The organism is Methylocucumis oryzae, from assembly GCF_000963695.1.
Lineage (GTDB): Bacteria > Pseudomonadota > Gammaproteobacteria > Methylococcales > Methylomonadaceae > Methylovulum > Methylovulum oryzae.
Genome location: NZ_LAJX01000021.1, coordinates 16,701 through 43,366, shown reverse-complemented (window position 1 = coordinate 43,366; position 26,666 = coordinate 16,701). Strand labels below are relative to the sequence as shown.

Annotated in this window: 31 protein-coding genes; 17 read left to right on the top strand and 14 right to left on the bottom strand. The window is 43.4% G+C overall.

All coding sequences use genetic code 11. From position 1 onward, the window contains the following. The coding region (locus VZ94_RS03005; protein ID WP_192828592.1) for a hypothetical protein at positions 1 to 305 on the top strand (305 nt) is incomplete at its 5' end. A 48-nt stretch (positions 306 to 353) separates the two neighbouring features. Further along, the gene (locus tag VZ94_RS03000; protein WP_045778108.1) at positions 354 to 581 is read left to right on the top strand and encodes a hypothetical protein; all 228 of its coding nucleotides are present in this window, start codon (positions 354 to 356) and stop codon (positions 579 to 581) included. A gap of 303 nt (positions 582 to 884) precedes the next feature. On the opposite strand, the gene draG is transcribed toward VZ94_RS03000, so the two are convergent. Together draG and VZ94_RS25730 are read right to left on the bottom strand one after the other, a co-directional pair. Beyond that, a complete protein-coding gene (gene draG, locus VZ94_RS02995) occupies positions 885 to 1,772 on the bottom strand; it encodes an ADP-ribosyl-[dinitrogen reductase] hydrolase (RefSeq protein ID WP_045778107.1) in 888 nt (295 codons plus the stop codon). 85 nt (positions 1,773 to 1,857) lie between these two features. Further along, positions 1,858 to 2,025, bottom strand: a complete 168-nt coding sequence (locus VZ94_RS25730; protein WP_157844836.1) for a hypothetical protein — start codon at positions 2,023 to 2,025, stop codon at positions 1,858 to 1,860. 15 nt (positions 2,026 to 2,040) lie between these two features. On the opposite strand from VZ94_RS25730, the gene ubiG reads away from it, so the two are divergent. From ubiG to sufT, 5 genes are read left to right on the top strand one after another with little or no spacing between them, the layout of a single operon-like run. Continuing rightward, the gene (gene ubiG / locus VZ94_RS02990) at positions 2,041 to 2,748 is read left to right on the top strand and encodes a bifunctional 2-polyprenyl-6-hydroxyphenol methylase/3-demethylubiquinol 3-O-methyltransferase UbiG (RefSeq protein WP_045778106.1); all 708 of its coding nucleotides are present in this window, start codon (positions 2,041 to 2,043) and stop codon (positions 2,746 to 2,748) included. 5 nt (positions 2,749 to 2,753) lie between these two features. Beyond that, entirely contained in the window at positions 2,754 to 3,431 is a 678-nt protein-coding gene (locus tag VZ94_RS02985) for an HAD family hydrolase (RefSeq protein WP_239649579.1), read from the top strand. Continuing rightward, complete coding sequence (locus VZ94_RS31530; protein ID WP_338040210.1) at positions 3,422 to 3,877, top strand: SDR family NAD(P)-dependent oxidoreductase; 456 nt, start codon at positions 3,422 to 3,424, stop codon at positions 3,875 to 3,877. The genes VZ94_RS02985 and VZ94_RS31530 overlap by 10 nt, the downstream gene beginning before the upstream one ends. Beyond that, entirely contained in the window at positions 3,831 to 4,151 is a 321-nt protein-coding gene (locus tag VZ94_RS31525; RefSeq protein WP_338040209.1) for an SDR family oxidoreductase, read from the top strand. The genes VZ94_RS31530 and VZ94_RS31525 overlap by 47 nt, the downstream gene beginning before the upstream one ends. Before the next feature lie 2 nt (positions 4,152 to 4,153). Continuing rightward, the gene (gene sufT, locus VZ94_RS02975) at positions 4,154 to 4,702 is read left to right on the top strand and encodes a putative Fe-S cluster assembly protein SufT (RefSeq protein WP_045778104.1); all 549 of its coding nucleotides are present in this window, start codon (positions 4,154 to 4,156) and stop codon (positions 4,700 to 4,702) included. Between the two features lie 156 nt (positions 4,703 to 4,858). Here sufT and msrA read toward each other — a convergent pair whose 3' ends face one another. Beyond that, on the bottom strand, positions 4,859 to 5,491 hold the full coding sequence (gene msrA / locus VZ94_RS02970) for a peptide-methionine (S)-S-oxide reductase MsrA (RefSeq protein WP_045778103.1): 633 nt from the start codon (positions 5,489 to 5,491) through the stop codon (positions 4,859 to 4,861). 88 nt (positions 5,492 to 5,579) lie between these two features. On the opposite strand from msrA, the gene VZ94_RS31520 reads away from it, so the two are divergent. Genes VZ94_RS31520 through dmeF form a run of 6 tightly spaced genes read left to right on the top strand, consistent with a single transcriptional unit; the run spans position 5,580 to position 9,425 of the window. Next, positions 5,580 to 5,891 carry an Hsp33 family molecular chaperone HslO gene (locus VZ94_RS31520; protein ID WP_338040208.1) on the top strand — a complete coding sequence of 104 codons (312 nt, stop codon included), beginning with the start codon at positions 5,580 to 5,582 and terminating at the stop codon, positions 5,889 to 5,891. Continuing rightward, positions 5,869 to 6,057: an Hsp33 family molecular chaperone HslO gene (locus VZ94_RS31515; protein ID WP_338040207.1), complete on the top strand. Its 189-nt coding sequence runs from the start codon at positions 5,869 to 5,871 to the stop codon at positions 6,055 to 6,057. Before VZ94_RS31520 ends, VZ94_RS31515 begins: the two co-directional genes overlap by 23 nt. Positions 6,058 to 6,088: 31 nt before the next feature. Next, positions 6,089 to 6,451, top strand: a complete 363-nt coding sequence (locus VZ94_RS31510) for an Hsp33 family molecular chaperone HslO (protein ID WP_338040211.1) — start codon at positions 6,089 to 6,091, stop codon at positions 6,449 to 6,451. A gap of 9 nt (positions 6,452 to 6,460) precedes the next feature. After that, a complete protein-coding gene (locus VZ94_RS02960) occupies positions 6,461 to 7,204 on the top strand; it encodes a hypothetical protein (RefSeq protein ID WP_045778102.1) in 744 nt (247 codons plus the stop codon). Positions 7,205 to 7,248: 44 nt separating this feature from the next. Further along, a complete protein-coding gene (locus VZ94_RS02955) occupies positions 7,249 to 8,373 on the top strand; it encodes a M23 family metallopeptidase (protein WP_052700168.1) in 1,125 nt (374 codons plus the stop codon). Between the two features lie 56 nt (positions 8,374 to 8,429). Then, positions 8,430 to 9,425 carry a CDF family Co(II)/Ni(II) efflux transporter DmeF gene (dmeF, locus tag VZ94_RS02950; RefSeq protein ID WP_045778101.1) on the top strand — a complete coding sequence of 332 codons (996 nt, stop codon included), beginning with the start codon at positions 8,430 to 8,432 and terminating at the stop codon, positions 9,423 to 9,425. A gap of 537 nt (positions 9,426 to 9,962) precedes the next feature. On the opposite strand, the gene VZ94_RS02945 is transcribed toward dmeF, so the two are convergent. The 6 genes from VZ94_RS02945 to surE all read right to left on the bottom strand — a co-directional run bounded on the left by VZ94_RS02945 (position 9,963) and on the right by surE (position 15,290). After that, positions 9,963 to 11,882: a calcium-binding protein gene (locus tag VZ94_RS02945; protein WP_275575115.1), complete on the bottom strand. Its 1,920-nt coding sequence runs from the start codon at positions 11,880 to 11,882 to the stop codon at positions 9,963 to 9,965. Positions 11,883 to 11,910: 28 nt separating this feature from the next. Beyond that, a complete protein-coding gene (locus tag VZ94_RS25030; RefSeq protein ID WP_052700166.1) occupies positions 11,911 to 12,195 on the bottom strand; it encodes a calcium-binding protein in 285 nt (94 codons plus the stop codon). Positions 12,196 to 12,459: 264 nt separating this feature from the next. Beyond that, complete coding sequence (locus VZ94_RS02940; protein WP_045778100.1) at positions 12,460 to 13,377, bottom strand: response regulator transcription factor; 918 nt, start codon at positions 13,375 to 13,377, stop codon at positions 12,460 to 12,462. Positions 13,378 to 13,458: 81 nt separating this feature from the next. Continuing rightward, positions 13,459 to 13,869, bottom strand: a complete 411-nt coding sequence (locus VZ94_RS02935) for a zinc-ribbon domain containing protein (protein ID WP_045778099.1) — start codon at positions 13,867 to 13,869, stop codon at positions 13,459 to 13,461. Between the two features lie 11 nt (positions 13,870 to 13,880). Beyond that, positions 13,881 to 14,540: a protein-L-isoaspartate(D-aspartate) O-methyltransferase gene (locus VZ94_RS02930; RefSeq protein WP_045778098.1), complete on the bottom strand. Its 660-nt coding sequence runs from the start codon at positions 14,538 to 14,540 to the stop codon at positions 13,881 to 13,883. Between the two features lie 9 nt (positions 14,541 to 14,549). Further along, the gene (surE, locus tag VZ94_RS02925; RefSeq protein ID WP_045778111.1) at positions 14,550 to 15,290 is read right to left on the bottom strand and encodes a 5'/3'-nucleotidase SurE; all 741 of its coding nucleotides are present in this window, start codon (positions 15,288 to 15,290) and stop codon (positions 14,550 to 14,552) included. A 175-nt stretch (positions 15,291 to 15,465) separates the two neighbouring features. On the opposite strand from surE, the gene VZ94_RS02920 reads away from it, so the two are divergent. After that, the gene (locus tag VZ94_RS02920) at positions 15,466 to 15,996 is read left to right on the top strand and encodes a Smr/MutS family protein (RefSeq protein ID WP_045778097.1); all 531 of its coding nucleotides are present in this window, start codon (positions 15,466 to 15,468) and stop codon (positions 15,994 to 15,996) included. A 152-nt stretch (positions 15,997 to 16,148) separates the two neighbouring features. Here VZ94_RS02920 and VZ94_RS31505 read toward each other — a convergent pair whose 3' ends face one another. The 5 genes from VZ94_RS31505 to VZ94_RS02900 all read right to left on the bottom strand — a co-directional run bounded on the left by VZ94_RS31505 (position 16,149) and on the right by VZ94_RS02900 (position 22,655). Then, positions 16,149 to 16,598 carry a PhzF family phenazine biosynthesis protein gene (locus VZ94_RS31505; protein ID WP_338040206.1) on the bottom strand — a complete coding sequence of 150 codons (450 nt, stop codon included), beginning with the start codon at positions 16,596 to 16,598 and terminating at the stop codon, positions 16,149 to 16,151. Positions 16,599 to 16,657: 59 nt separating this feature from the next. Beyond that, positions 16,658 to 16,966: a PhzF family phenazine biosynthesis protein gene (locus tag VZ94_RS30115; protein WP_275575113.1), complete on the bottom strand. Its 309-nt coding sequence runs from the start codon at positions 16,964 to 16,966 to the stop codon at positions 16,658 to 16,660. 181 nt (positions 16,967 to 17,147) lie between these two features. Continuing rightward, the gene (locus tag VZ94_RS22115) at positions 17,148 to 20,027 is read right to left on the bottom strand and encodes an ATP-binding protein (protein ID WP_052700165.1); all 2,880 of its coding nucleotides are present in this window, start codon (positions 20,025 to 20,027) and stop codon (positions 17,148 to 17,150) included. Between the two features lie 10 nt (positions 20,028 to 20,037). Continuing rightward, complete coding sequence (locus VZ94_RS02905) at positions 20,038 to 21,594, bottom strand: ABC transporter substrate-binding protein (protein ID WP_045778096.1); 1,557 nt, start codon at positions 21,592 to 21,594, stop codon at positions 20,038 to 20,040. A gap of 5 nt (positions 21,595 to 21,599) precedes the next feature. Next, entirely contained in the window at positions 21,600 to 22,655 is a 1,056-nt protein-coding gene (locus VZ94_RS02900) for a response regulator (protein ID WP_045778095.1), read from the bottom strand. Between the two features lie 439 nt (positions 22,656 to 23,094). Here VZ94_RS02900 and VZ94_RS25025 point away from each other — a divergent pair, with 439 nt between their 5' ends. From VZ94_RS25025 to VZ94_RS26745, 3 genes are read left to right on the top strand one after another with little or no spacing between them, the layout of a single operon-like run. After that, complete coding sequence (locus tag VZ94_RS25025; protein WP_204369030.1) at positions 23,095 to 25,362, top strand: ExeM/NucH family extracellular endonuclease; 2,268 nt, start codon at positions 23,095 to 23,097, stop codon at positions 25,360 to 25,362. Further along, a complete protein-coding gene (locus VZ94_RS26750) occupies positions 25,359 to 25,694 on the top strand; it encodes a hypothetical protein (RefSeq protein ID WP_204369029.1) in 336 nt (111 codons plus the stop codon). The genes VZ94_RS25025 and VZ94_RS26750 overlap by 4 nt, the downstream gene beginning before the upstream one ends. Next, on the top strand, positions 25,597 to 26,637 hold the full coding sequence (locus VZ94_RS26745; protein WP_204369028.1) for a type I secretion C-terminal target domain-containing protein: 1,041 nt from the start codon (positions 25,597 to 25,599) through the stop codon (positions 26,635 to 26,637). Before VZ94_RS26750 ends, VZ94_RS26745 begins: the two co-directional genes overlap by 98 nt. Positions 26,638 to 26,666: the final 29 nt, after the last annotated feature.

The window sequence follows — 26,666 nt, the reverse complement described above, 5'->3', positions numbered from 1 at the left end:
GACCCAAAGGCAAAACGGCGGCAACGCTAATACGGCAGGAAATTGTTTTACACGCGCCAGAAATTCTCAAAACCTTATTAGCTCAAACCAAAGCTGGTGATGTGCAAGCATGTAAAGTTTTGCTGGATAGAATTTGTCCGCCGCTTAAGCCACAAACAGAAGCGGTGACTTTTGATATAGCAAATAACGACACCTTGGCAACTATCGGACAATATGTAATTGACAGCATTGCTCGCGGGGATATTTCATCCGATATTGGCGGGCAGTTGCTATCTAATTTAGGAACCCAGGCTAAAACTTATTGAAACAACAGACTTAATTCAGCGTATTGAAGCGCTAGAGGCAGCACGTAAATGAAAAATAGCACTCTAACCAGACTGGTTAAACTCGAACGCGCCAGCGTTCAGACATTACAAAATTATCCACCGTTAACAGATGAGCAATTAAAGGCTGTTATTGATGGTAACTTATCTTTTGGTGAGCCATTAGACTCGGCTGCTATGTCTCGCATGTTTAATAATCGTTCGAATGATGAGCTAACAGATAATGAGTTATTGGCCATTGTGTATGGCGATGGCTAACCGCTTAGCATTATTAAGTCGATTTTTACCCCTATTTTACACCTTTATTACAATAACTAATTGATAATATTATTTTATTTACTTTCTGTATTGGGAAATAACTATCACTACGATAGCTTAGCCATGTATGAGCATTAATTAATGTGGTAAGGCAGATTCGCCGATAGGCAATTGGCCATTTCGGGGCACACCGATGGCGGTTTGCTATCGCGCCGTCCTACCCGCTAAATCGCTTAGTAGCACCTACCATTTGATCAGCCCTATGGCTGAATGACACCAAATAGAAAGCACTCAGAGCCTATTTTACCCATCAAAAACGCTTTCGTTATCAAGTAATTTAGTCACTTGCTCCTTAATGGCATGCACAACGCTTATATCTAGCTTTTCCAGCCAATGCGTCGGTAATTGCTCAATACCGTAATAAGCCCCGGCGAGCATTCCTGCTAACGCGCCTGTGGTGTCGGCATCACCGCCTTGGTTGACAGTAGCGATTAAACATTCGCTGAACGATGACGTGGTAAAAAAATAATGTAAGATTGTTTGCAGCGTATCGACAATATAGCCGGACGCTTTACCAGGATAAGGTTGAAAGGCAAATACGGGAAACTCGCTAATCAATGTATTAACCCTCGTCTGGCACGTTGATAAATCGTGTCCTAGTAATAACAAGCGCGTGATGTCTGCGCAAGCGATGGTCGCTGCGTCAGACAGCGGGTGGTGATGGGTGATACGCGCTTGGGCTAGACTCCAAGCGGCTAAATATTGAGGCTTGTTTAAACAGGCTAACACAATGGGAAGATTACGCATTAAGCCACCATTGCCAGCCGACTGCTCATGATACGGTGCGGCTAAACTGCCGGTATCTCGATAACGTAGCAAACCTTGTCTACAGGTATTGCCAACATCGGGCGGCTGGTTGTTTAACCACGCCAAAAAAGCATCGGCAATAGCCGGTAAATCGAAGCTGCGTTGTTCAATCAACGCGTTGCCTAGCGCTAAGGACATTTGGGTATCATCCGTGACTTGACCGGGCGCTAAGCCTAACCAACCACCTCCTATTATGTCTTGATGCACACCATAGCGGCGTTGAATTTGCTTAGGTGACATGAATTCGACGGTTGCACCTAAAGCATCGCCCAATGCAAAGCCTAAATATGCGCCTAAAGCGCGGTTAACTATCTGATGGTGCATTTACCCCCCTTTGGATTTAACTCTGACATAAAAAACTAGGCTTGTACGCTAAAAAGGGCTATCAACGTAAGGCGGGACAGGGTATTCAAGGTGCAGGACGCCGTAAATACATCCCTGTAGGCTTGGTGGCAGCATCCATGCTGCCAACACCTGACCCTAAATACCCTGTCCCTACTAGAGTGTGTAGCCCTAAAAAGCGATACGGCTTAATATGACGCAAAACCGAGTAATCGAGTAAACTATAGGTGTTCATTTATAGGTTTTTATCATGACGACAGCAAATAACGTACATTTACACGAAATCAATAAATTCGGTGCGATGGCCGAACGTTGGTGGGACCCTGAAGGCGAGTTCAAAACGTTACATCAAATCAATCCGTTACGCTTGGAGTTTATCCAACGTTTCGCCGATTTAGCCGGTAAACGCGTGGTCGATGTCGGTTGCGGCGGCGGCATTTTAACCGAAGGTTTAGCGCAACAAGGTGCGGAGGCATTAGGTATCGATTTAAGTCCTGAACTGGTTGATATTGCTGAGCTACATAGTCTCGATACCGGAGTGCCTGCGCAGTACCGGATGGTTAGCGCTGAACACTTGGCGGACGAGCAAGCTGGCGCTTTTGATCATGTCACCTGCATGGAGATGCTGGAGCATGTGCCTGATCCAGGCTCAATTATTGCCTCTTGTGCCAAGCTAGTAAAACCAGGCGGTATGGTGGTTTTTTCAACGTTGAATCGCGACCTGAAAGCGTATTTATTAGCGATAGTCGCAGCCGAGCATATTTTGCGCATGTTGCCTAAGGGTACGCACGATTATAAAACATTTATCAAACCCTCTGAACTAAGCCAAACTGCAAGAACCGTTGGCTTGGTGCTGAAAGGCATGGTAGGTATTGAATATAATCCGTTAAGCCGACAATTTAATTTAGGTAAAGATATTAAAGTAAATTACCTAGCCGCCTATCAAAAATGCGAGTGAGGTCTGTGAGTCATTTAAATTTGTCTTGTGTGTTATTCGATTTAGATGGCACGCTGGTTGACACTGCACCGGATTTGCTTGCGGCGTTAAATTATGCGTTACAACAACATGGACAAGCAGCCATTGACACACAAGCGATAAAACCGTTTATTTCCTTTGGTGCCGCCGCAATGCTGAAGAAAAGCCTTGGCGATAATGGCAACGAAATTGACCATTCGGAAATGCTAGCAACCATGTTAAGCCATTATCAACAACATTTAGCCTGCCATAGCCGATTATTCGACGGCATGGCGGAGTTATTAGCAGACCTTGAAGACCAAGGCTTAAAATGGGGCGTGGTTACCAACAAACATCGTCGTTATACCCAACCTTTAATGTCTGCTTTAGGGTTAACGGAACGTGCTGCTTGTATTGTTAGCGGTGACGATACACCATTCCCTAAACCTAATCCCGCGCCACTTTTTGCTGCTTGCCAACAAGCTGAGGTCAGCGCGTCGGAATGCGTTTATATCGGCGATGCCAGCCATGATATTACTGCCGGTAACAGCGCTAATATGACAACATTGGCAGCGGTGTATGGCTATTTAAAACCTAACGATACGCCGGAATTATGGGGCGCAGATGTATTAATCCATTCACCTGCACACTTAGCTGATTGGCTAAAAGAGATACTATGCCGTTAACACATTCTGTGATTTTGATTACTGGGGCTGCCAGCGGTTTAGGGCGAAGTGCCGCTTTAGCGTTGGCTAAACAAGGCGCACATATTATTTTACTCGACCGCGACTTAGCCAAACTTGAGCAAACTTATGATGCAATTGTTGCTGCACATGGGCCTGAACCGATTTTATATCCGTTCGACTTAGCCGGTGCTAACGAAGACCAGTATCAAGAACTTGCCGATAAAATTCTGGAAAAATATGGCAGCTTGCAAGGTTTACTGCATTCAGCAGCAGACTTTAGTGCTTTTACCCCTATCGCGCAAACCAGTACTAAAACCTGGTTGCAAAGTATGCATGTTAATCTGAATGCGGCATTTTTATTAACCCGCGTGTTATTGCCGGTATTACAAAACAGCGCTCATGCCTCGGTTGTCTTCACTAGCGATTCTGCGGTTAAAAACGCCTAAAGCTTATGCTAGTGCTTATGGCGTCGCTAAAATTGCGTTAGCAGGATTAGCGGGCATATTAGCAGAAGAGCTTGAAGCAGCCGGTAAAATCCGTGTTAATTTGCTTGTTCCAGGCCCTGTTGATTCGCCTATACGCAAAAAAGCCTATCCTGGCGAAGATAAAACCAAATTGCCTAAACCAGATGATTTAGCCGGTGTGTACCAATATTTGTTTGGCGCGGCTAGCATTGGTGTTACGGGCCAAACTATCGAAGCGCGTACTTTTCATTTATAACCATGTCTGAATCACAAATAATTAGTTTAACCCGCGATGTTAACATCGTTACGATACCTGAAGGTTTGGTCGGCATGTTGCGCCAAGGCCAACAAGTGACTATTCATCAAGCATTAGGCGATAACTACACAGTATTAACCGACTACGGTCATTTAGTACGCATTGCTGGCAACGATGCCGATGCCTTAGGTCTTGAGCTCAAAGCCTCTACTCTTTTAAGCTCAGAACTCAATAAAGACGCGATAGAACAAAATTGCTGGGATGTTATGCGGGGGGTGTATGACCCTGAAATTCCGGTGAATATCGTTGAACTAGGCTTAGTCTACCATTGCCACGTCACTGAAACAGCGCCTGGACAGTTTGATGTCCATATTATGATGACATTGACCGCGCCAGGCTGCGGTATGGGACCTGTGATTCAAAGCGATGTTGAACGCGGCATCGCTGAGTTACCTGGCGTTACCCGCGTTAATGTAGAAGTCGTGCTAGATCCACCGTGGTCACGCGACATGATGTCTGAAGTGGCTAAATTACAATTGGGGTTGTTTTAACCCCGCTTTATACTTTGAATGGTTATGTTCGGTTTTTTGAGTGTGGTACGCTGTGTGCCCCATTAAAAACGCAATAAAATCAATAACAAGGTACGCGTAGCGTACCCTACAGCGATCTGTAAAAAACCTAAAACTTAGCCGTTTTAAAGTATAATCCTAGGCATCGTAACTCACCCCTAAACCACCTAAGCCACAATACCCCATTGGCTCTTTTGCTAAATACTGTTGGTGGTAGGTTTCTGCATAGTAGAAGTCGCTAGCCGGTAAAATTTCTGTGGTAATCTGACCAAATCCTGCACGGGTTAACCGCTCTTGGTAATGTTGCTTTGATGCTTGTGCTAACGCAAATTGCTCATCATCGTAGGTATAAATACCAGAGCGGTATTGCGTGCCTATATCATTGCCTTGACGCATACCTTGCGTGGGATTATGCGATTGCCAAAACACTTTAAGTAGCTCTATATACGATGTTAGCGCAGGGTCGTAAAATACCTTAACGACTTCATTATGGCCGGTAAGCCCTGTGCATAGCTCGTCATAAGTTAGATTGGGAGTAAAGCCACCGCTATAGCCTACTGCGGTGCTATAAATATTAGGCACACACCAAAATCGCCGTTCTGCGCCCCAGAAACACCCCATGCCAAATAAGGCCGCACGAATATGCGCTGGCGGTGAAATAATGGGATTGCCATTAACAAAATGCTGGTTGACGACGGGAATAGGCGTCGTGCGTCCAGGTAACGCGTCCTCAGGTTTAGGCATGACTACTTTTTTTGCGAAAAAAAACATAAGCGACGACCTCTTGAAAATACCCACGAAGTTCAGGGCAACAAAGAAAACAGCCAGTATAATAAAGCATTATTTAAGAGAGACGAATATGATTGAACACGATGTATTAAGACGCTTTATCTTTACTGAGCTAGGTGTACGCGGCGAATGGGTTAAGCTAACCACAAGCTGGCAAACAGCTAAGCAAAATCAACAAGCACCTGAAGCCGCAATTGCGTTACTCGGCCAAGCGTATGCATCGGTGGCGTTATTATCGGCCATGATTAAATTTACGGGCTCTATGATTTTGCAAATTCACGGCGATGGCGAAATATCAACCTTAGTAACGCAAGCCACACATGAGAAAAAAATCCGTGGCTGTGTGCGTTGTGTAGAAGGTGCAAGCGGCGCAACATTTTAGCCAATTAATTGGCAAGGGTCAATTAGTGTTAACGGTAGATACTAGCAAAGGCGATCCCTACCAGGGAATTGTTAGCCTTGAAGGTGACAGTCTGGCGCAAATTGTCGAAAATTACTTTAGCCAATCCGAGCAATTAAAAACGCGTTTTATGGCTATTTGCCAATGACACGACAGCGGTCGGTTTATTACTACAAGAAATTCCGACGGCTAAACCTGAGCAAGACGATTGGGAGCGTTTATCGTTATTAGCGGACACGCTAAGTTCGCATGAGCTACTCACGCTAGACTGCCCTACACTATTACATCGTTTATATCATGAAGATGAGCTGAGGCTATTCGACGCTGAGTCTATTACTTTTGAATGCTCATGCTCTAGGTCACGCATAGAAAAAACCTTGTTAGCGATAGGACGTAGCGAATTAGAAGCTATTTTAAGCGCTCGTTCTAATGTCGAAGTGGTTTGTGAGTTTTGTGGCGCTAAGCACTTATTTGATTTAATTGACATCGAAGCGTTGTTAAAGCAAAACGGTGCCAGCCTCGATTCCACGACTCGACATTAACCCAACCCTATGCGAATCCTGCGTGTTTTTTTAATACTGTTCCTGGCATTAAGCTTATCAGGCTGCTTGTATTGGCTAAGAGCTTACCGCACTTATTTGCAAATGAGTGAGTTTGACAAATATTTTGCTATTGTCAGTGACCAGGATTTTACTTTGCAATTTAAGCAACCCGTCATGTACAACATGGATTTTGTTGCGTTAGCGAATCTTTACCCCTCGGATGACAAACCTACCTCAGAAGGTGGGCGCGTCTGGCGTTATTGGTTTCGTAAAGTCGATGCGGCTAATAAACCCGTGCAGCCTGAGGTTAAATTTTACTCAGAAATGCAATTTAATCCCGATAAGCGTTTAACGGCATGGTCGTTCTCACCACTGTTTTTAGAAATCGCACCTGCTGAATTCTTAGAAGTCTCGCTACGCTCCATCGCAGGTGCTGACATAGACAAGGAAAAGAAAACACTTAAAGCCAATACCGAGCTAGTCGGCAAAATTCACGCAGAGCTGCCTAAAAAAGACGCTGTACTGGCTAAATTAGGCCCGCCATTAAGCGTACAAGACGAAGCTGAACAAGAGGTCTATATTTATCATTTCTTACTCGACACACCACGCATAGAACCCGGTTACGAAGCCAACGCGCTTAATGAAGTAAAGCTAAGTTTTGATAAAACCCGACATGAGTTATTTAATATGGCCGGTAATTTTGCTGGGTTAAAGGTGGCGATTGATTATAGGAAGTATTTAGCGGTTAAATGAACTAAAGTCAGTAGTCGGTGTTAAGCCGTTTTTAGGAGACCATCATGCTGTTCAACAAAACCGTATTCAGTTTTATTGTAGTCATCTTACCTCTGTCTAGCGTTGCCCATGACGAGGTCATGCCGCCTATCCAAGTAACGGAACAAAGTATTCGCACATTGACAAGCACCGAACCTTGGCTTTCGGATGCTGAATTTGTTTATGGCAAAACGGCTGCAGCGTTTGATTTAGCAGGGTATTTACATCAACACGCACCTAAATTATTGCCCTATCAAGAATCGCTTGTACATTGGTGTGGTTATTTCAGTATTAATCCGAAACTAGTTTTATTACTGTTAGACCTGCAGTCTGAGTCTGTTTCGGAGCCGACACAACCGTTTGGCAATTTATCAAAAAAGACCGGATTTGAGGCGCAATTAAAAGACGTGTTGTCTATTCTGTATTCAGCGTATTATCAATTCCGCTTTCTGGATAATGCACAAACACAGACGTTAAATGCTGCGACCTATGCGTTATTAGTATTATTTAACACGGATGATACTGTTGAGTTAAGACAGCGATTTCGCCAACACTATGCACGATTATTTACTGAAGATGCCAGTAAACTCCGAACACCCAAGGCGAAATTACCTAGCGCTCGCTTTTTACAGTTACCTTGGCGCCGCACCGAGGCTTGGTATTTCAATGGTGTCCATACCACCACAGGCAGCGACCCTGGCATTATGTCGTCGATTGATTTTACTAAAAGCTGGGGCTTGGTTTGGGGCGATAATACCCAGCATGATTTTGTTACGGCAGCACATCCGGGTATCGTAACAGTGTTTTCTAGTTGTTTTGTGCGTGTCACCTCAACTAACGGTTGGGCAACGAATTATTATCATTTAGGCGGTCTACGCGTGAGTGATGGTGCTAACGTTAAACGTAATCAAATCTTAGGCATCTATGCTAATTCTAAAGACCAAGCGTTATGTCAAGGCGGTAGCTCTACGGGGCCGCATGTACATTTTTCTTTACTAAAATACGGTGAGTTTTATCCGCTTAGTGGCGTGAGTTTAAGCGGTTACCGGATTCATTCGGGGCAGTTTTCGTATGACTCTAATCCAACTAACATGTGGCTAGAGAAGAACCAGCAGCGCTATTTTGCTTATCAACAGCCGTTAAAACGTTAAATGATTGCCTAGCATTGTTTAACGAGTGAATAATTATTATTGACAGGAAAGCAGTTATGCATTCACAAATGTTAGAAAGTTTACAGCACGCTCATGATTTTGCGGTGATTAATAAAAAAGGTGAGCGTCGTACGCGTCAAGTGTTAGTGTTGACGTTTTTAACCATGTGCGCAGAAATTGCAGCCGGTATTGTGTTCGGTTCAATGGCTTTGCTTGCCGATGGTTGGCACATGGGGACTCATGTCGCCGCTTTTTTTATCACCGTGTTTGCTTATCGTTATTCGCGCTTGCACGCAGATGACGGTACGTTTGCGTTTGGCGCCGGTAAAGTCGGGGTTTTAGGTGGTTTTGCTAGCTCGGTTGCATTAGGCGTGGTAGCGCTGATGATGATTTTAGAGTCTATTGAGCGCTTAGTTAAGCCTATGCCGATTCATTTCGACGAGGCGATACTAGTCGCCTGCTTTGGTTTGTTGATTAATGTTATTTGCGCGTTGTTGCTAAAAGATGACCACCATCATCATGAACATCATCACACTCATCATAAACATAAATATGAGCATAATCATCTGCATGACCATGACCACCATCATCACGACCATAATTTAAAAGCAGCTTATGCGCATGTTTTAGCGGATGCATTTACGTCGATTCTAGCGATTATTGCGCTTTGTGCAGGAAAATATTATGGCTGGGTATTATTAGATCCCGTTATGGGGATTGTCGGTGCGTTAGTGATTACACGCTGGTCTTATGTTTTGATGAAAGAGTCCAGTCCGGTCTTAATTGATGAAAGTATTGCCACGCGCTATAAGAATGCGATTACTGAACAGATTGAAAGTGATGCGGATAATCGCATTGCTGATTTACATATTTGGCGCGTAGGACCAGGGCATTTTGCCGTCATTATTTCACTGGTGTCGCATACCCCTAAACCGCCTGCTTATTACAAAGCCTTATTGCAGTCATTTGTAAAATTTGACGGTGTTAACAAGCTCTCGCATATTACGGTAGAAGTGAACGAATGCCTGGTGCGTGTATGGAGCAGACTCTAAACACATGCGTTGAGAGCGAGTAAGCGTTTAATACTGGTGTTTAAATATATAAAGACATACAAAATATGTTAGTTAAAAACCAGTAGACAATAAAAAGCCCGCAGTTCAGCGGGCGCGTTGAGCTTTTATTATTATTGTTGTTCCGTACTACGCCGGATTAGCTGGCGTAACTTAACTCAATCAAAGTACGTGTTTTATTATTGTTATCTTAGAGCCTAAGGCTCATCCTCCCCCTTTTTAGTCACTTTTCAGTGGACTAACTCTCTAAAGGTGGGCGTATTCTATATCGGCACGATGCGTTCGTCTATTATTGGAAACAGTTTATCTATAAATAAATACCATTAATTAAAAAAACTTTAATAAATATAGACTGTTAGCATGATGATTGGTTCACAAAATAATTTTTTATTCTGGCAATCGTTGCGTTTATTCAGCTTCTGTTAAGTTTGGTACTTCGGCAGGTTGTGCTTTTAATTTGGCTATATGAAAAAAAGGCCTTGAATTCAAGGCCAAAATCCTCAGTGCTAGCGCAACTGCTTAAAAACTATAATCAGCTAACGCGGTTTGACCAGCACCTTGAATCGTGCCTATTAGCGTTAATTCTGCCGCACTCACTTGAGCATCATTACCGCTAGATTGAAATAAATACAGGGCGCTATCCGCGCCATTATCGACAACGAATAAACGCGTATCGCTAATGGCATAAGCGCTGTTTGCTGAACCGATTCTAGCAGCTGCTGCTCCTGCGCTTAGTTGGTTGATGTCGAGTCCTATAATGACTAATTCGGCGTTTGCTGCAAATGACACCGTTGAATTACATAATACGGCATTGTCAATAGTATGGTCGCCATTGCCAATATGAAAGTAAAACTGACCGTTAGGGCAAACTAAACGATCTAAACCACTGACAAAGTCTGTTATCACATCAGTGCCCCCTTGAATAGTTTCAAATATAAACGTATCAGCACCTGCCCCGCCGACTAAAGTATCACTACCATCATTTCCTATTAATGTATCATTGCCATCAAGACCTGATAATACGTTTACACCTAAATTACCACTTACAAGGTTATCTAAACTGTTGCCTTTACCATTAGTGTTGCCATTTCCAACTAATTGTAGAATCTCGACATTAGCTTCTAGCTCCCAGCTATCGCTAGTAACGACAGTGTCTATTCCACCTGAGAAATCTTCTATAATCGTGTCGCCGCTTTCAGCAGCTTTGTAAGAATCGTCTCCGGAGCCTCCTTTCAACACATCAGCACCTAAACCGCCATAGATTTCATCGTTACCATCACCACCTTCAATGGTATCAGCACCAGCGCCACCCGATAAGGTGTTGTTAACGAAATTACCTTGAATAAAATTATCTAATTCATTACCCGTGCCTGTTAAAGTAAGTCCGCTAATAAGTACTAGTTTTTCAAAGTTGCTGCCTAAACTCCAATTAACCGTTGCATAAACGGTATCGATGCCGCCGTTTACGTCTTCATTGACGACATCACCACTATCATTTACACCATAATCATCGTCGCCACCGCCACCGGACATGACATCGTTACCTGAAGCACCCCAGAGTTGATCGTTACCTAAGCCACCTTCTATCGTATCTGCGCCATCCATGCCCATGAAAACGTTATCAAATTCATTGCCAACAAGCGTATTGCCAAGACTATTACCTATGCCTTGTAATGCACTAGCGCCGATTAACGTCAAATTTTCGATATGAGCGCTTAAACTATAATTGCTTGTGGCTTGTACGCTATCGATGCCTTCATTTTGATTTTCAATAATGACGTCTAAGCTGTTATCAACAAGGTAATTATCATTGCCTTGTCCGCCTTTTAACGTATCGACACCAGTACCGCCGTTTAATACGTTATCACCGCTATTTCCGCTCAGCCGATTGTTTAAATCATTGCCGGTAGCATTGAAATTGCCATTTTGGTATAAAATTAAATTCTCAACATTAGCTGTTAGAGAATAACTTATCGTTGAATAAACCAAGTCAGTGCCTTGACCAGATTTTTCTGTGACTTTATCGTCGATGTTATCAACATAATAAACATCATTGCCTAGCCCGCCTGTTAAGCTGTCTTTGCCGCTTTTACCGTTTAAAACATCATCTTTACTAGAACCTATCATTAAGTTGTCTAAGGTATTTCCCAGCACAACGCTGCCTTTGCTGCCAAATACAATGACGTTTTCAACGTAGTCCGGCAAAGTATAATCTTGCCAAACCCCTTGACCTGCGGCAACTAACAGCACGGTGTCTGTACCCGAAAAATTGTTTTCAACGACTGTGTCGTAAACGCTTACATAATCTGTGTAATCTACCGTATACGTGTCGTCGCCTTGGCCGCCTTTTAGCGTATCTACTGACGTACCGCCGTCCAACCAGTTATTGCCAGTATTACCTGTTAAAACATTTGCACTGCCATTACCTTTACCATTAATGTTGGCACTGCCGGTTAGCGTTAAGTTTTCAACGTTTTACGCCTAGCGTGAAACCTACCGAGGCGATAACAGTGTCTGCTGTACCTTGATGAGGATCAAAACCGTCTTCAATGGCCTCATCGCTAACATCATCGACATAGTAAGTGTCGTTGCCTTTGCCGCCATACATCATGTCTATACCGATACCACCAACTAAAGTATCGTTACCGTCTAATCCCATTAGAGTATCGTTACCGCCAAATCCACTGATGCTGTCAGCCGAATTGGTGCCGTTAAGTGTATTGTTTCCTGATGTGCCGTTAATCGTTGCCATGGTGTACTCCTAAAATTGTTAAGTCATTGAGATGATTGCTCATCATCAAGCCATGCTTAGATTAAGTTAATAGGGAGTGCATAACTGTTAACAATAAACCAAGGCTTAGGTAACTAGTGCCCAACAAAAACTATTTCTTCAGGCAGTTAGTCTAACGAATCTGTCTTGATCGTGATGGCACTTGGAGTTGAAACTGAGTACTGCACAGGACGCAGTAGAATGAGTCTGACAACAACACGGGGGGCGTGTTGTAAAGAGTTTGTTTTATTTAGAGGTTGTACGTTGCATGACCATAGCTACTGCCGCTGCGCGTGTTGCCACACCTAGCTTTTCGTAAATATGCTCTAAATGTTTGTTAACGGTGCGGTGACTACTTTCTAAAATTAAGCCTACTTCTTTGTTGGTTTTGCCGCGTGAAATCCACATCAAAATTTCAGCTTCGCGTAATGTTAGGCCCATAGCGTTTTTTAGCGCTTCTAAATCCCAGTGATGACCAGTTTCTTTGATTAACACTAAATATTCCTGAGCATTCAAACAGGCAGTTAAATTCAGCTCAAGTCCTTGGTATTCAAACGTATCGTTAGCAGGTGTTTTGCTGTTAATTTGATTAAGCGCCCACGTTGCTAGCGGTTTTGGCAATAAACCGCCTATTTCAACGCAGTCATTAGGTAGGCAAGTGCTTAAAATATCACTAGCGGCTGGTGTAAGCCATGTCACTATGCCATTGTTATCCAGTGCGAAGGCTGCAAATCGGCTCAATTTTAAGGCCGCGTTAGTGCGTTGTTTAGCACGCGCTAAGGCTAAATGCACTTCGATACGAGCGAGTACTTCGGGCGGGCGAATGGGTTTGACGATATAGTCCAAACCACCTTCACCAAAACCACGCAATAAATTATCCAACTCACTCAGCCCGGTCATAAACAACAAGGGAATGTCGGACGTTATGGGATTGGCTTTTAATCGCTTACAGGTTTCAAAACCATCTATGCCAGGCATAACGACATCCATTAAGATAATGTCGGGCGGTAAATAATCAATTTGCTCTAGCGCCGCTAATCCATCTGTTGCCACTAATACGCGATAACCTGCTTCCGATAAGGTATCGGATAATAAAGCCAAATTACCTGGCGTATCATCGACGATAAGCACGGTTGCTATGGGGTCAATTACAGAGTTGTTCATATCGGTTGAATTTCTAAATTTACACTTAAATACCGCATAACACTAAACAAGTGATTGGTTTCCCCTGATAAAAGGCAAACATTAAAGATTACGTAACAATTTAGTTATCATAATCACAACCGAAGGATTACTTCCTTTTCGACCGTATTTTTCGACTTCTTTTAACAGGTAATACCAGCGCAATAAAAAGTCACTGCTCATTGCAAGCGTTGCTTTTTCATTTTGCCAACTTAGCCGACATTCATTAATTTTTTCTAGCAACATTTCTCTCTGGTTTTCACAACTTATGCAAAGAGAGGGCTGCCAAGCGATAAATTTTTGAGTCTCTTCATAAATACGTTGTTGCATAACCGCTGAGAACACGCTCGGTTCTCCGCATTTTTTACAATGATAAGCAATATCTTCGTAATATAAAGTAGCAGCATCATAGCAGCCAGCAAGAGATCTTTGACTTGCTACTGACCACTTGCTTCGGTCAATAGGAATGTTCATAGCTTAAACACTCACCGCTTATCGGTTATAAAAGGCACAAATTCAACGCCGCCAAAGTTCTCGACGTCATAGCTGTTTCCGGTACGCGTAATACGATGTAATACTTGTTTACCACTAGCACCTATAGGAATAACCATGACGCCATTCGGTGCTAATTGCTCTAATAACGCATTAGGCACGCTTTCTGGGGCAGCGGCCGCTAATATGCCATCAAAAGGCGCTTGCTCTGGCCACCCTAAACTACCATCACCATGATAAAAGCGGATATTTTTTAGCTTTAATGCCCAAATAGTGTCTTTTGCGGTTTTTTGTAGCTCGCGTATGCGCTCTACCGAATAAACATGATCGACGAGTTGTGCTAAAACAGCGGTTTGATAGCCGCAGCCAGTACCAATTTCCAGCACTTTGTTTAAACGTCCACGCGCTAACAATAACTCGGTCATTTTTGCGACAATATAGGGCTGAGAAATCGTTTGACCAAAGCCAATAGGTAAGGAAACATCATCATAAGCCCGACTGGCTAATGCTTCTGCAATAAAAATATGGCGTGGTGTATCGCGCATCACGGCTAATACCTCTGGATGCTGAATCCCCTCTTTGACCAAACGCTGAATCAATCGATCACGCGCACGTTGCGAGGTCATGCCTGAGCCTTTAAGGTCTATGGTCATTGTATCTCCCTAAGGTAGCCACTCTTTTACTACCGATAGCCGCTCATACCAGGTTAAATCGAGTTGCAACGGCGTCACTGAAATATAACCGGTGTTAACGGCATAAAAATCCGTACCAGGACCTGCATCTTGCTCGGCCCCTGGCGGACCTACCCAATAAATCGTGCGTCCGCGTGGGTCTAAATCCTTAATGACCGGTTCGGCTTTATGGCGCTGACCTAAGCGCGTCGCTTGATAGCCTTTAATATCAGACATCGCTAAATCAGGTACATTGATATTCAAAAGCGTATCACGCGCTAATGGTTTGACTAATAAGCGTTTAAAAATGGTGATGGCTACTTCTGCTGCCGTGGCAAAATGCACAGGGTTGCTACTCGCTAAAGAAATAGCGACTGCTGGCAAACCCAAAAAACGCCCTTCAGTCGCAGCGGCAACCGTGCCAGAATACAACACATCATCACCTAAATTTGCGCCATGATTAATGCCTGCAAAAACCATATCAGGTTCGTGTTTTAACAAGCCGGTAATCGCTAAATGTACGCAGTCCGTGGGCGTACCATCGACTTTAATAAAGCCATTATCAGCAGGGTAAGCGCGCAAGGGTAACTCTAAGGTTAATGAATTACTGGCTGCGCTTCGGTTTTTATCGGGTGCAACGACAGAAATATCGGCGTGTTCACGCAATGCATGTGCCAGCGTGATTAACCCTTCTGCCAAATAGCCATCGTCGTTACTGAGTAAAATATGCATGATGCGTCGTTCAAAAGCCAAATTAAGCTATACTCTATGTGTTTTCGTGGTATCGCTAGCACAATGGTGAGTCCGTAGGCGTTAAAAGCCCAAACTGACTATAACCAATAACGCGTCCGTATAAAGTATGTAAAACTAACCATATTAGCAACAATAGCTTATAAAATCAGCCATAGTGAAAAAAAAACTCGTAGACTCTGAAGACAGTGACTTATTTCGTGCCAGCGTAGGCGAAGTACGCGCTATTAAGCAAGAGAAAATAAGCGCAACCAGCCCTAAACCCAAGCCCTATCCTAAACGCACTGAAGACAGCGAGCGTGACTTAGAACTTCCTGAAGGCGTAGGACGAGAAGAGGTTTTAGCATTTACGACCACAGGGCTTGCTAAGGACGTGTTAAAAAAACTACGCTCTGGCTATTTTCCTGTCGAAGCAGAAATTGATTTACACGGTTTAACCGCTTACGAAGCAAAACGTGAGTTATTCGATTTTATCAAGCATTGCATGAAAGATGGCTGCCATTGTATCCACGTCGTACATGGCAAAGGCTATCGTTCTGATGATGCGTATCCGGTACTAAAAAACCATCTTAACAAATGGCTTAGGCAACATCATGACGTGTTGGCGTTTTGTTCAGCAGCAGGCAAAGATGGTGGTGCTGGGGCGGTGTATGTATTGTTGGCGCACACCGCCTCGACCAGGCGATAATAAAGCTATTAATTTAAGGCGGCGCGCGGGAGTCACTAAATGCCGTGTTTATTTCCCATCAATCGTCAAAGTACCTTCAGCAACCAGAACGGCATGACCGCCGATTCTGATGGTTAATGATTCCTCGTGCTTGTTATCCATTTCTAGGCTAATCACGCTACGACGCGTATCAGCTTGCCCCCTATCAACGCTAAACACATGTGTGCCTTTGCGAGTGTGTTCGAACGAGCAAAGATAACAGCAAAATGCTGACATGGCGCTACCAACGGTGGATCTTCGTGCAACCCAATTCTAGGACCGAGTAAGCGCACGTTAAAATCGGCATCTGGAAACGGCGATTTGGGTGCGAATAATATAATTTCTTGAGCGGCTGTTTGTGGTGCAACCGACTGACTCCACGCTGCGTAATTGAAACGCGCTTTTCTAACGGTATCGTAATTCCATACTGGTACGACCAGATAAGGGTAGCCACAAGACACCAGTCTAGGAGAATATTTTTTATGATCTAATTCTGATTGGGTTATGCTTAAAAACTGCGCCAATTCCTCATCGCTGGGCGCAAAGCGGTCGATTTGAGATTTAACTTTGTTAGTAAATTGCACAAAAACTGGGTTGTCCGTGCTCGCTAGAGATATTAACGTCTACGGCGCCAGCATTTTGTTCAAAAAATGATGGGCGTTATGGAAGCAGACAAGGCGAGGTCGCCCGACAAACCCAACACATAACCGGCAGCGATGATTGGGTGACCACCAAAATCCACTTCCGCCAGCGGTGAGAAAATCCGCATCCGACGCGTGTTGGCGGCTTTACTTGTATGAAAGATAAAGACGGTTTCCGACAGATTTAATTCACGTGCAATCAACGCCATCTTTTCAGCACTTAATCCATCGGCTTGTGGGAATACGGCAATCTGCGCGCCATTGAACGGCTGTTGAGTAAAAACATCGGTTATATAGTAGGTGTATTTCATAGTGACCTCTGCTGGGTTTCGTGGGTGGGTGAACCAAAATAGCAAGCTGCGTTTTCTGGTGTTTTGGACAAGCTAAACGTCGTCATTTCACCCCACTCAGGTGTTTTAAACCTGAGCGCTCTACCGATTCGGCAAACCTTGACGTCGACGTTGTTTCATGCCTATTCTTAAGTTCCCTTACTCAACCCCGTAACGCCGGCTTAAACTCGCTTAGCGCTTGCACTAACGCCGGGAAATTGCTTAGTTGTTGCTGTATCGCTAACAAGTCAAAGCAATCAATATGCTCTTGTAAGGTATTGGCATAATCACGCACTAAGGCTATTGAACTGGTTTCACTGAGCGCCGATAGCGCGTCAGCAAAGTTTTTCGCGTCGGTTAAGTTATTATTTTTTAAACTTTGTGCGCAAAGGCTTTGTAGCTCTACTAACTTATCTAACACACTCGGTAAAAGTGCTAATTCGTCATGAGTTAATTGTAAAGTGGCTTCTTGTTTCTCGGGTGTAGCATTTTCGGTTACGGTATCAAAGGCTAAAAATTTGGTGAGCTCTTGATGTAAATCCGCTTTTAATACCGGTTTGCGTAAATAACCTTCGAAGTTAGAGCTTTTTAAGCGCTCGTATTGGTCACGCATGACTGAAGCTGTTAGCGCAATAATCGGTATGTCGCTAATACTTTTAATTAATGCGGCGGCTTCGTAGCCGTCCATCACGGGCATTCTGATGTCCATTAAAATCAAATCAATGGCGTTTTGCTTAACCATGTTAACGGCAATTAAGCCATTTTCAGCTTCTAAAATGGTTAAGGAGGTATCGGCAAAACTTTCTCTAAGTAAGCTTCGATTATTAGTAACATCATCAACGACTAAAACCACGCCGGGGTGAAAATTAATTTTACCGACTGGAACTGGCAACGCTTCAGGTTGTTGCTCGCCTGACATCACCGCAACATCGACATCAAATAAATGAATCGTAAAGGTTGTGCCTACGCCAAGCTGACTAGATAACGAAATAATACCGCCCATCATTTCTGTTAGTCTTGAGCTAATCGCAAGGCCTAACCCAGTGCCGCCATATTTACGATAATCTTGGCCTTCAGACTGCTCAAAGTCGTTAAACACAATATGTTGCTGGCTTTTATCTATGCCTATGCCGGTGTCTTCAACTTCTATGACTAAATCAAGCTTGCTATGAATGTCATCTTCGTTAGTGGTGCGCGCCGATAAGCGAACATAACCCGTGTCAGTAAATTTAACAGCATTGCCGATAAGGTTAAACAACACTTGCCGTAATCTTACGGCATCGAGTATTAAATGCTCAGGAATTTTAGGGTCAACGTCTAACTGCAATTGCAGATTTTTTTCGCGCACTTTTAATGAAAATATATGATTTAATTCGTTAAATAAATCATGTGGATTACAGACATTTTTTTCGATATTAAGCTTGCCCGCCTCAATTTTTGATAAATCCAAAATATCGTTAATCAACGCTAGCAAGTTTTGTCCGGCACTTTGTATGGTTTGTACGAACGATAAATGCTTAGGCTCTTTAATTTGTTCGCTTAATAATTCGGTAAAGCCAATAATGGCATTCAGCGGCGTACGAATTTCGTGACTCATATTGGCAAGAAACTGTGATTTTGCTTTATTAGCATGTTCAGCTTGTTCTTTTGCTGTTGCCAAGGCTAACTCAGCCTTTTTTCTATCACTAATATCCCAGTTAACGCCGGTGACTTTGATAATATGGTCGCCCTCCCTAACGGCCGTCGCTGCACAATAAATGGTTCTTATGTCTGAGGCGCTATTTTTCAAGCGAAATTCTATCGGCGTCGGTGTTTGATTATTTTCTATCGTGAAAATCAACTGTTTAAGCAAGTGTCTATCGTCAGGATGTACGACGGACAACCAGACATCAAAATCAAGCGGTGCATCGGGTGCTAGGTCATAAATCGCCAAGCTGCGCTCATCGAATATTAAGGCTAATTGCTCGCCAAACTCTAATTCCCATACGCCTAAAGCCAACACTTCTGTAGCTAACGCTAGACGTTTATTGAGCAACAATACTTTTTGCTCGCTTAACTTACGGCGTTGAATTTCTTGGACTAACCGCCTATTCCATAGAAATGTAAGCACCAGCAATAATAAAAAGCCACCGATGATTTTAAAGATTAAGCTGTAGTCAATTTTTTCAATAAACTGCTCTTTACCCCAGTTTTCCAGAATTTTTTGCTTATCATTAGGATTAATCGTATTGAGTGCTCGATTAAACAATGGGACTAGCGGCGCAAATTCTGGGCGCATACCATAACCGAGCTTGGTTGCAAATTGGGTTTTACCAACAATTCGAACATTATTCACACCTTGCTCGCTAATGTGATAACTGGCTTGTGCCAGCGTACAAATTAACGCATCAAGCTTGCGTGTGGAAACGTGGGTTAAGCCATCTTGTACACTTTCAACTTCGTAAAATTTAATATCAGGATATTGTTTAATAATCGCGGGGTTATAGCCATACTCTTTAACTAGGCCAATGCGTTTAGCGCTGATTTGGGCAATATCATCGACATAAACCTCTTCGTCACGCATAACAATGACTACCGGGCTTGATAAATACGCATGAGTAAAAGTCAGTTGTTTATTCAAATCGGAATCAATGGTTTCGGAAATGACATCGATTTCGCCTTGTTTGATTTTTTGTACGGTTTCCGTCCATGATTGTGTCGGTACGATTTCTAAATGAATCCGTAATTTTTGCTCAATCAATCGTAAATATTCGGCAACAATGCCTACATAGCGACCGTTGTTATCAAACGCTTCATAAGGCAGCCACTTAGGGTCACCGGAAAAGCGGATAATAGGATGCTCTGCTAGCCATTTTTGTTCGGTTTTTGAGATATAAATCGGCTTACTGGTCTTTGACGGCGTGCGTTCAAACCATTTATCTTCCAAATCGATTTTATCGGCAATCGGTATTGCATCTAGCGATTTACGAACGATAGACGCAAGAATCGGTAAATCTTTACGCACCGCCATGTGTAAACGTCGCGCTTCGCCGGGCGGTAGCACTCGAAATGGCTTAATCGTGGTAATCGCATTTTTTTTYWWTCAATAAATAGGTAATGACAGAATGAATATCGAGCAATAAATCCGCTTTACGTTCGATAACGCTGTTCATTGCGGCCATTAAGTTGTCAACTTCTAAAATCTTAAGCTGGGGGAACTGTTTTTTAATGACCTCGATATGAATAAAATCTTTAGGTATCGCAATGGTTTTACCGGCTAAATCATCAAATGATACGGCTTGTACTTCTTCATGAATGAAAAAGTAATCCAACATATAGTGATAAGTTTGGCTATAGGTTAAATAGCGCTCCCGTTCGTTAGATTCAAAAATCGCGGGTAATAAATCAAGCTCACCTTGTTTGGTTTTGTCGACTAACACATGCCAGTCATCAACCACATAATCAAACTTTAAGCCGGAATAATCACCGATTAATTCCACTAACTCATGACTTAAGCCCGTAGGATGGCCTTCTTGATCGATAAAATCATAAGGCGCCCAATCTTTTTCAACACCAACACGAATGACTGGGTGAGCTTGTATCCAAGTACGTTCTTCTGGCGTTAATTCCGAATTAAAAGCACTATTAATTTGGTCTTCCAAATAAAAAAAGCTGTCATCGATATGGTCGTTAGTCACGAAACCTAAGCGTCGATAATCTTCAGCGGCTTGTTTATAACGCTGTGGCTCGACTGAGCCTAACTCAACAACATCGGGGATAATCATTTGCTGAGTCGCTTTAGCTTCATATTGCAAATAAGCGCGCGACAACTTGGGATTATATTTTTTTAAAATCACATCGATGATTTCTTCGCTATGCGCTAAAGCATAATGCCAGCCTTTTACGGTTGCTCGGCTAATTTTTTTAACGCGTTCAGGATGGTCGGCGATTTCTTTGCGTGTGGTATATAAATTATCACCATAAAAATCAATGCCGTAGTTCTGTGGGTTAATAATGTTAACGTCTATACCTAGTTCTTTTAATAGAAATGGCTGGGAGCTAGAATAAGCCGAAACGACATCAATTTTGCCATCGATAAAATCTTGTTGATGCTGTTCGTTGAACGGAACTTGTTTGATTTTAGCCAAACTGCCTAAGGTTTTTAGCAACAAGGCATTGAGCGCGGCATCGCCTAAATTCGTGGTATTAAAGGCGACTTTTTTATTAACCATTTCAAACGGGCTAATAATGCCTGAATCGCGTTTAGAGAGAAAAACAAGAGGAGAGTGCTGAAAAAACTGATTGATTAAAACAACAGGCTCGTTTTTTAAGTGATAAATAAGCAACGTACTGTCAGAAACACCGTATTCTGACTCACCGGCGAGGACTTGCTTAACATAATCTTTGCTAAAGTCGATTTGTTTCAGCTCAACGTCTAAGCCTTCAGCTTGGTAATAACCTTTTTCCAAAGCAGCATAGTAACCGGCAAACTGAAACGCGTGTTGCCATTTTAATTGTATGGCGACATGTTCAAGCGTGGCGGGAGTATTTTCGGCAAAACTTTGGCCAATACCCAGCGCTATTAACCATAGCCCTAGTTTGAGGCAAACAGTAAGATAACGACGAAACACAGTAATTAGGTGATTTTAGCTATATCAATAAAATCATCTATGTGCTGAATGAAGATATCGACTAAATACGGGTCAAATTGTTTTTCGCGTAAATTTTTAATGTATTCAACAACTTCACTGATACTCCAGGCGGTTTTATAGCGTCTACTGTGTGATAACGCGTCAAACACATCAGCTAATGCAACAATACGACCATAAATATGAATTTCAGTACCGCGCAAGCCTCTAGGATAGCCGGTACCATCCCATTTTTCATGGTGTTCATGCGCGATAATCGCAGCGGCTTTAAGTAAACGCCGGTCTGACCAATTTAGTAAACCAAACGCGTTACTCGTATGCTGTTTCATGATTTCAAACTCGGCATCATCATAGCGTCCGGGTTTATGCAAAATTTCAGCCGGGATAGTCAACTTACCAATATCGTGCATAGGCGCAGCGTGATACAAAATGTGGGCATCTTCATCGGTTAATGCTTCATGATACCGCGCTAATAAAGCCGCAGACTCTGAGACACGTCTTATATGTTTACCGGTCTCATCGGAGGTTGCTTCCATTAATTCGGTGAGTACGCAGATTATCTCTTTCTGACTTTCTTCAAGCTCAGACAGCAAGCGCTTTTGCTCGAAGCGGGCTTTTACCTCTAAGGCAATATTGTTATATTTCAACAAGACCTTAGCCTGATGTAAATCGACATGGGTCTTGACTCTTGCTAACAACTCCGCCGCATGAAAAGGCTTAGTAATATAATCCAAGCCACCTAAGGCAAAGCCTTTGGTCACCGAGTCAATGTCGACTTTAGCGGTTAAAAAAATAATCGGAACATCCATCGTTCTAGGATTGGTTTTTAGCTGTTTACACACTTCAAAACCATCCAATTGTGGCATCATGACATCTAACAGAATCAAATCAAAATTCTCTGGATGCTCATTGACTAGCCTTAATGCATCGGCACCGTTGGTAGCAAATGAAAAATCAAAGTTGTGCTCTTTTAAAATATTCATCGCAACGCGTATGTTGTCAACTACGTCGTCAACAATCAAAATTCTGCTTTGTGGCACCATTAGACTGGCCTCGTGTGTAGGGTTTTACGTTTAATGTAAACTACCAATTATCCCTATCGGATTTAAGACTGTAAAGACAAATAGCGCTTTGTTAATGCCTAATGGAGAGCTGTAAATAAAGTGCATGGCTGAATGATAAAAATAGGCAATTTACTGATTTATATTAGTATTTTTGTAATATGCTTCAAACGGTCAAGTTTTCAGATAGGGTACGCTGTGCGCTACCTTTGTAGGTTGACCGTTCAGAGTATACATTTCATCAAACTTTCATTAAACCTTCATACTGTCTAAGGGAAAGACTCATATAATGCGATGGTTATCGCATAAACCGTGCTTGTTCGTTATAGGCTTAACTATCTTAAACAAAAACGTGTTTTAAACATCTGTAAGCTAGCACGGTTAAAAACGCCCTCTTTCAAAGCATTCTTTAGGAACAGTAATGGCTAAAAATTTGTTGCCAAACCAGAAGCCACTAGTATTAGCAGTATTTGTCGCATTAAATTGCTCATCGGTAAGCGATGCGGCTGTTAATTTTACCGGTGCTTATTCGCAAACCTTTGACAGTTTAACGACATCGACTAGTGCAACCGCTTGGACTAACGATGTAACACTATCGGGCTGGCATTTGTTTAATCAAGCGAATGCTGCGATTACGGCTTATACCGGTAGTACTGGCTCTGCTAGCGCAGGTAGTTTTTACAGCTATGGTGCTGTATCTGATAGAGCCTTAGGTGGTCTTGGTTCTGGCGGCGCCTATTTTGGGGCACCCGCATCGGGCGCAGTAGCCGGTTGGATAGCTTTTTCTGCGGTAAATTCTACAGGTTCTACCATTAACCAAGTCAATGTGGCTTTTGATGGTGAGCAATGGCGTAATGGCGGCAACACGTCTAACCAAAACATGGTGTTGGAATATGGTTTTGGTACGGCATTTAGCACCGTTGCAACGTGGACAGCACCTAGCGGCAACTTTGATTGGACTTCGCCAATTGCTTCAGCGACAGCCGCTAGTGTTGATGGCAATAGCGCTGGGTTAGTCAGTAACCGTGGTGGCACACTCACTGGGTTAAATTGGACGAATGGCAATACGTTATGGCTGCGCTGGGTAGAAAGAAACGATGCCGGTAACGACCACGGCTTAGCCATTGATAATTTTTCGCTGACTAGCACGACGAGTTCAGTTTTGTTATCAATCAATGATGTCAGTACCAGCGAAGGCAATAGCGGAACGACCAATTATACCTTCACGGTCAGCTTATCAGCGCCAGCTCCAGCCGGTGGCGTGAGCTTTGATATTGCGACAGCAGATAACACCGCTAGCTCAGCTTCAGGTGATTATGTCAGTAAAAGCTTAGCTAGTCAGACCATTCCTGCTGGCAGCGACCGTTACACGTTTACAGTTGCGGTTAATGGCGATACATCAATAGAACCTAATGAAACTTTTGTCGTTAATATTACTAATGTTGTGCGCGCTACAGTGCTTGATGCTCAAGGGCAAGGCACTATACAAAATGATGATGTAGCGGCTGTCTGTTCTGAGTCTGATACCGCGATAGGTGCTATTCAAGGTTCGGGTGAAACCGCCGCGTTAACAGGTACGCGCACCGTTCAAGGTGTGGTCGTTGGCGATTACGAAGGCGCATCGCCGAATTTACGCGGTTTTTACTTACAAAATACACCGGCTCAATCTGATGGCGATGATGCAACCTCAGACGGTATTTTTGTGTTTAACGGCAGTAATAACAGCGTGAACTTAGGCCAAGTCGTGCAAGTGACTGGTACTGTCGAAGAGTTTCAAGGTCAAACTCAATTATCCAGCCCAACCATCGTATCTTGTGGCGAAACGGCTACGATTACGCCGGTTAATGTGACATTGCCAGTTGCTTCTCAAAGTTACTTAGAACGCTATGAAGGCATGTTGGTTAAATTCGCGCAAACCTTGTTGGTAACTGAGCACTTCCAACTTGGTCGCTTCGGCCAAGTCGTGCTGTCGGCTAATAGCCGTTTAGCGCAGCCTACGAATGTAAACACACCTGGTACGAGTGCTTTGGCGTTACAAGCCAGCAATAGCTTAAATCGCATCATCGTCGATGATGAATTACAAAGCCAAAATCCTGACCCTATCTTATTTGGCCGTAACGGTAATCCGTTAAGCGCCAGTAATACCTTACGCGGTGGCGATTCAGTAGCAAATTTGGTTGGCGTCATGACGTATACCTGGTCTGGTAACTCGGCAAGCGGTAATGCGTATCGATTACGACCGATTAACTCATTAAACGCTAGTGTGCCGAATTTTGTTGCCAGCAATCTGCGCCCAGCAGCTCCGGCGCAATTAACCGGGCGCTTAAAAGTCGCCAGCGCTAATTTACTCAATTTCTTCAATACATTTGGCAGTAATAATTGCACCAATGGTGTAGGCGGTGCTGCCACCGATTGCCGAGGCGCAGAGAACCAAACCGAGTTTGATAGACAATGGCCTAAAACTGTTGCCAATTTAATTGGTACAGGCGCTGACGTGATTATCGTCAATGAATTAGAAAACGATGGATATGGCGCTAACAGCGCAATGCAATTTTTAGTTAATAAAATGAATGCCGTTGCGGGTGCGGGCAGTTATGCGTTTATCGATGTTGATGCCAATACCGGACAAACCAATGCTTTAGGCACTGATGCGATTAAAGTTGGCATGATTTATCAGCGACTAAGGTGACGCCGGTCGGCACAACGGCTGCCTTAAATACGGGTGCGTTGGGTTTATTTCAAACCAGCACGGGTACGATTGGCCGTAGCCGCCCTGCCTTAGCACAAGCATTTGAAGAAAACAGTACTGGCGAACGCTTTATTGCTGTCGCTAACCACTTAAAATCCAAAGGCAGTAGCTGCTCTGATAACGTCAGTATGTTGACGCCTTCACATGCCACTACATCGATTGTAGGCGATGTTGATGCTGGCGACGGTCAAGGTCAGTGTAATAAAAACGCGTACTGCCGCTGCGGAAGAACTGGTTTATTGGCTAGACCAAGACCCTACCGGCACGGCTGACACAGATATTTTAATTGCCGGCGATTTAAATTCGTATGCTAAAGAAGACCCTGTTACGACGCTTAAAAACGACGGTTATAGCAATCTAATCGAAGCACATATCGGTGATAGCGGCTATTCCTATGCGTTTGATGGACAATGGGGTTATCTAGACCATGCTTTAGCGTCAGCGAGTTTAGCTGCGCAAGTACAAGACGTGTTGGAATGGCATATTAACGCCGATGAGCCTAGTGCATTGGATTACAACACTAATTTTAAAAGCGCTAACCAGTTAATAAGTTTATATGCCAACGATGCTTTCCGCACCTCTGACCATGACCCGATTATCGTTGGTTTGAATTTAAATACTCAGCTCAACGTGATTAGTGGTACTAAAAAAGCCAATGTTTTAACCGGTACTAGCGGAATGGACAAAATCACAGGTTTTGCCGGACGCGATACATTAACCGGCGGCGATAGTCGTGATTTATTCGTCTTTAGAAATGTACAAGACGGTATTGATACCATTAATGATTTTACGGCTAATTACGACAAAATAGTGTTAACGCCTTTATTGCAAAGCTTAGGAATTACCAGCAGTCATGCGATTGCCGATGGTTATGTGCTGTGTAGTGATTTTGGCGCTAATAGCGTACTTGCAATTGATGCCGACGCTAACGGTCCTGCAGTTAAAACGCCCGTTGGTGCTTGTCAAAGGCATTCATTGCGCGGCATTAGCGGTGAATGGCAATTTCAGCTTTTAAACAACACCGCCTTTTGCTCACAGCAAAAAGGCGCGTTATTATCTGTAGAGGATTTCATGAAACACTTGAGTTTACTATCAAGCATAGCGGTGTTGTTATTCACATTTAACACCGTAGAAGCTGCGCCTGTTACTTATACGTTTACCGGTACTATTGATTCTGGCGCGTTAAACGGCGAAACGTTTTTCCGGTCAGTTTAGTTACGACGATGCTAGCTTAACTAGCGTTG

Coding starts and splice junctions, on each gene's coding strand:
- VZ94_RS26745 (WP_204369028.1), top strand. CDS start 25,597: ATGCTGGCGACGGTCAAGGTCAGTGTAATAAAAACGCGTACTGCCGCT.
- VZ94_RS02960 (WP_045778102.1), top strand. CDS start 6,461: ATGCGAATCCTGCGTGTTTTTTTAATACTGTTCCTGGCATTAAGCTTA.
- VZ94_RS31530 (WP_338040210.1), top strand. CDS start 3,422: ATGCCGTTAACACATTCTGTGATTTTGATTACTGGGGCTGCCAGCGGT.
- VZ94_RS25730 (WP_157844836.1), bottom strand. CDS start 2,025: ATGAACACCTATAGTTTACTCGATTACTCGGTTTTGCGTCATATTAAG.
- VZ94_RS30115 (WP_275575113.1), bottom strand. CDS start 16,966: ATGAAATACACCTACTATATAACCGATGTTTTTACTCAACAGCCGTTC.
- surE (WP_045778111.1), bottom strand. CDS start 15,290: ATGCATATTTTACTCAGTAACGACGATGGCTATTTGGCAGAAGGGTTA.
- msrA (WP_045778103.1), bottom strand. CDS start 5,491: ATGTTTTTTTTCGCAAAAAAAGTAGTCATGCCTAAACCTGAGGACGCG.
- VZ94_RS02935 (WP_045778099.1), bottom strand. CDS start 13,869: ATGAACATTCCTATTGACCGAAGCAAGTGGTCAGTAGCAAGTCAAAGA.
- VZ94_RS02900 (WP_045778095.1), bottom strand. CDS start 22,655: ATGGTGCCACAAAGCAGAATTTTGATTGTTGACGACGTAGTTGACAAC.
- VZ94_RS02940 (WP_045778100.1), bottom strand. CDS start 13,377: ATGAACAACTCTGTAATTGACCCCATAGCAACCGTGCTTATCGTCGAT.
- VZ94_RS25030 (WP_052700166.1), bottom strand. CDS start 12,195: ATGGCAACGATTAACGGCACATCAGGAAACAATACACTTAACGGCACC.
- sufT (WP_045778104.1), top strand. CDS start 4,154: ATGTCTGAATCACAAATAATTAGTTTAACCCGCGATGTTAACATCGTT.
- VZ94_RS02930 (WP_045778098.1), bottom strand. CDS start 14,540: ATGACCATAGACCTTAAAGGCTCAGGCATGACCTCGCAACGTGCGCGT.
- VZ94_RS25025 (WP_204369030.1), top strand. CDS start 23,095: ATGGCTAAAAATTTGTTGCCAAACCAGAAGCCACTAGTATTAGCAGTA.
- draG (WP_045778107.1), bottom strand. CDS start 1,772: ATGCACCATCAGATAGTTAACCGCGCTTTAGGCGCATATTTAGGCTTT.
- dmeF (WP_045778101.1), top strand. CDS start 8,430: ATGCATTCACAAATGTTAGAAAGTTTACAGCACGCTCATGATTTTGCG.
- VZ94_RS31520 (WP_338040208.1), top strand. CDS start 5,580: ATGATTGAACACGATGTATTAAGACGCTTTATCTTTACTGAGCTAGGT.
- VZ94_RS31525 (WP_338040209.1), top strand. CDS start 3,831: ATGCCTCGGTTGTCTTCACTAGCGATTCTGCGGTTAAAAACGCCTAAA.
- VZ94_RS03000 (WP_045778108.1), top strand. CDS start 354: ATGAAAAATAGCACTCTAACCAGACTGGTTAAACTCGAACGCGCCAGC.
- VZ94_RS02955 (WP_052700168.1), top strand. CDS start 7,249: ATGCTGTTCAACAAAACCGTATTCAGTTTTATTGTAGTCATCTTACCT.
- ubiG (WP_045778106.1), top strand. CDS start 2,041: ATGACGACAGCAAATAACGTACATTTACACGAAATCAATAAATTCGGT.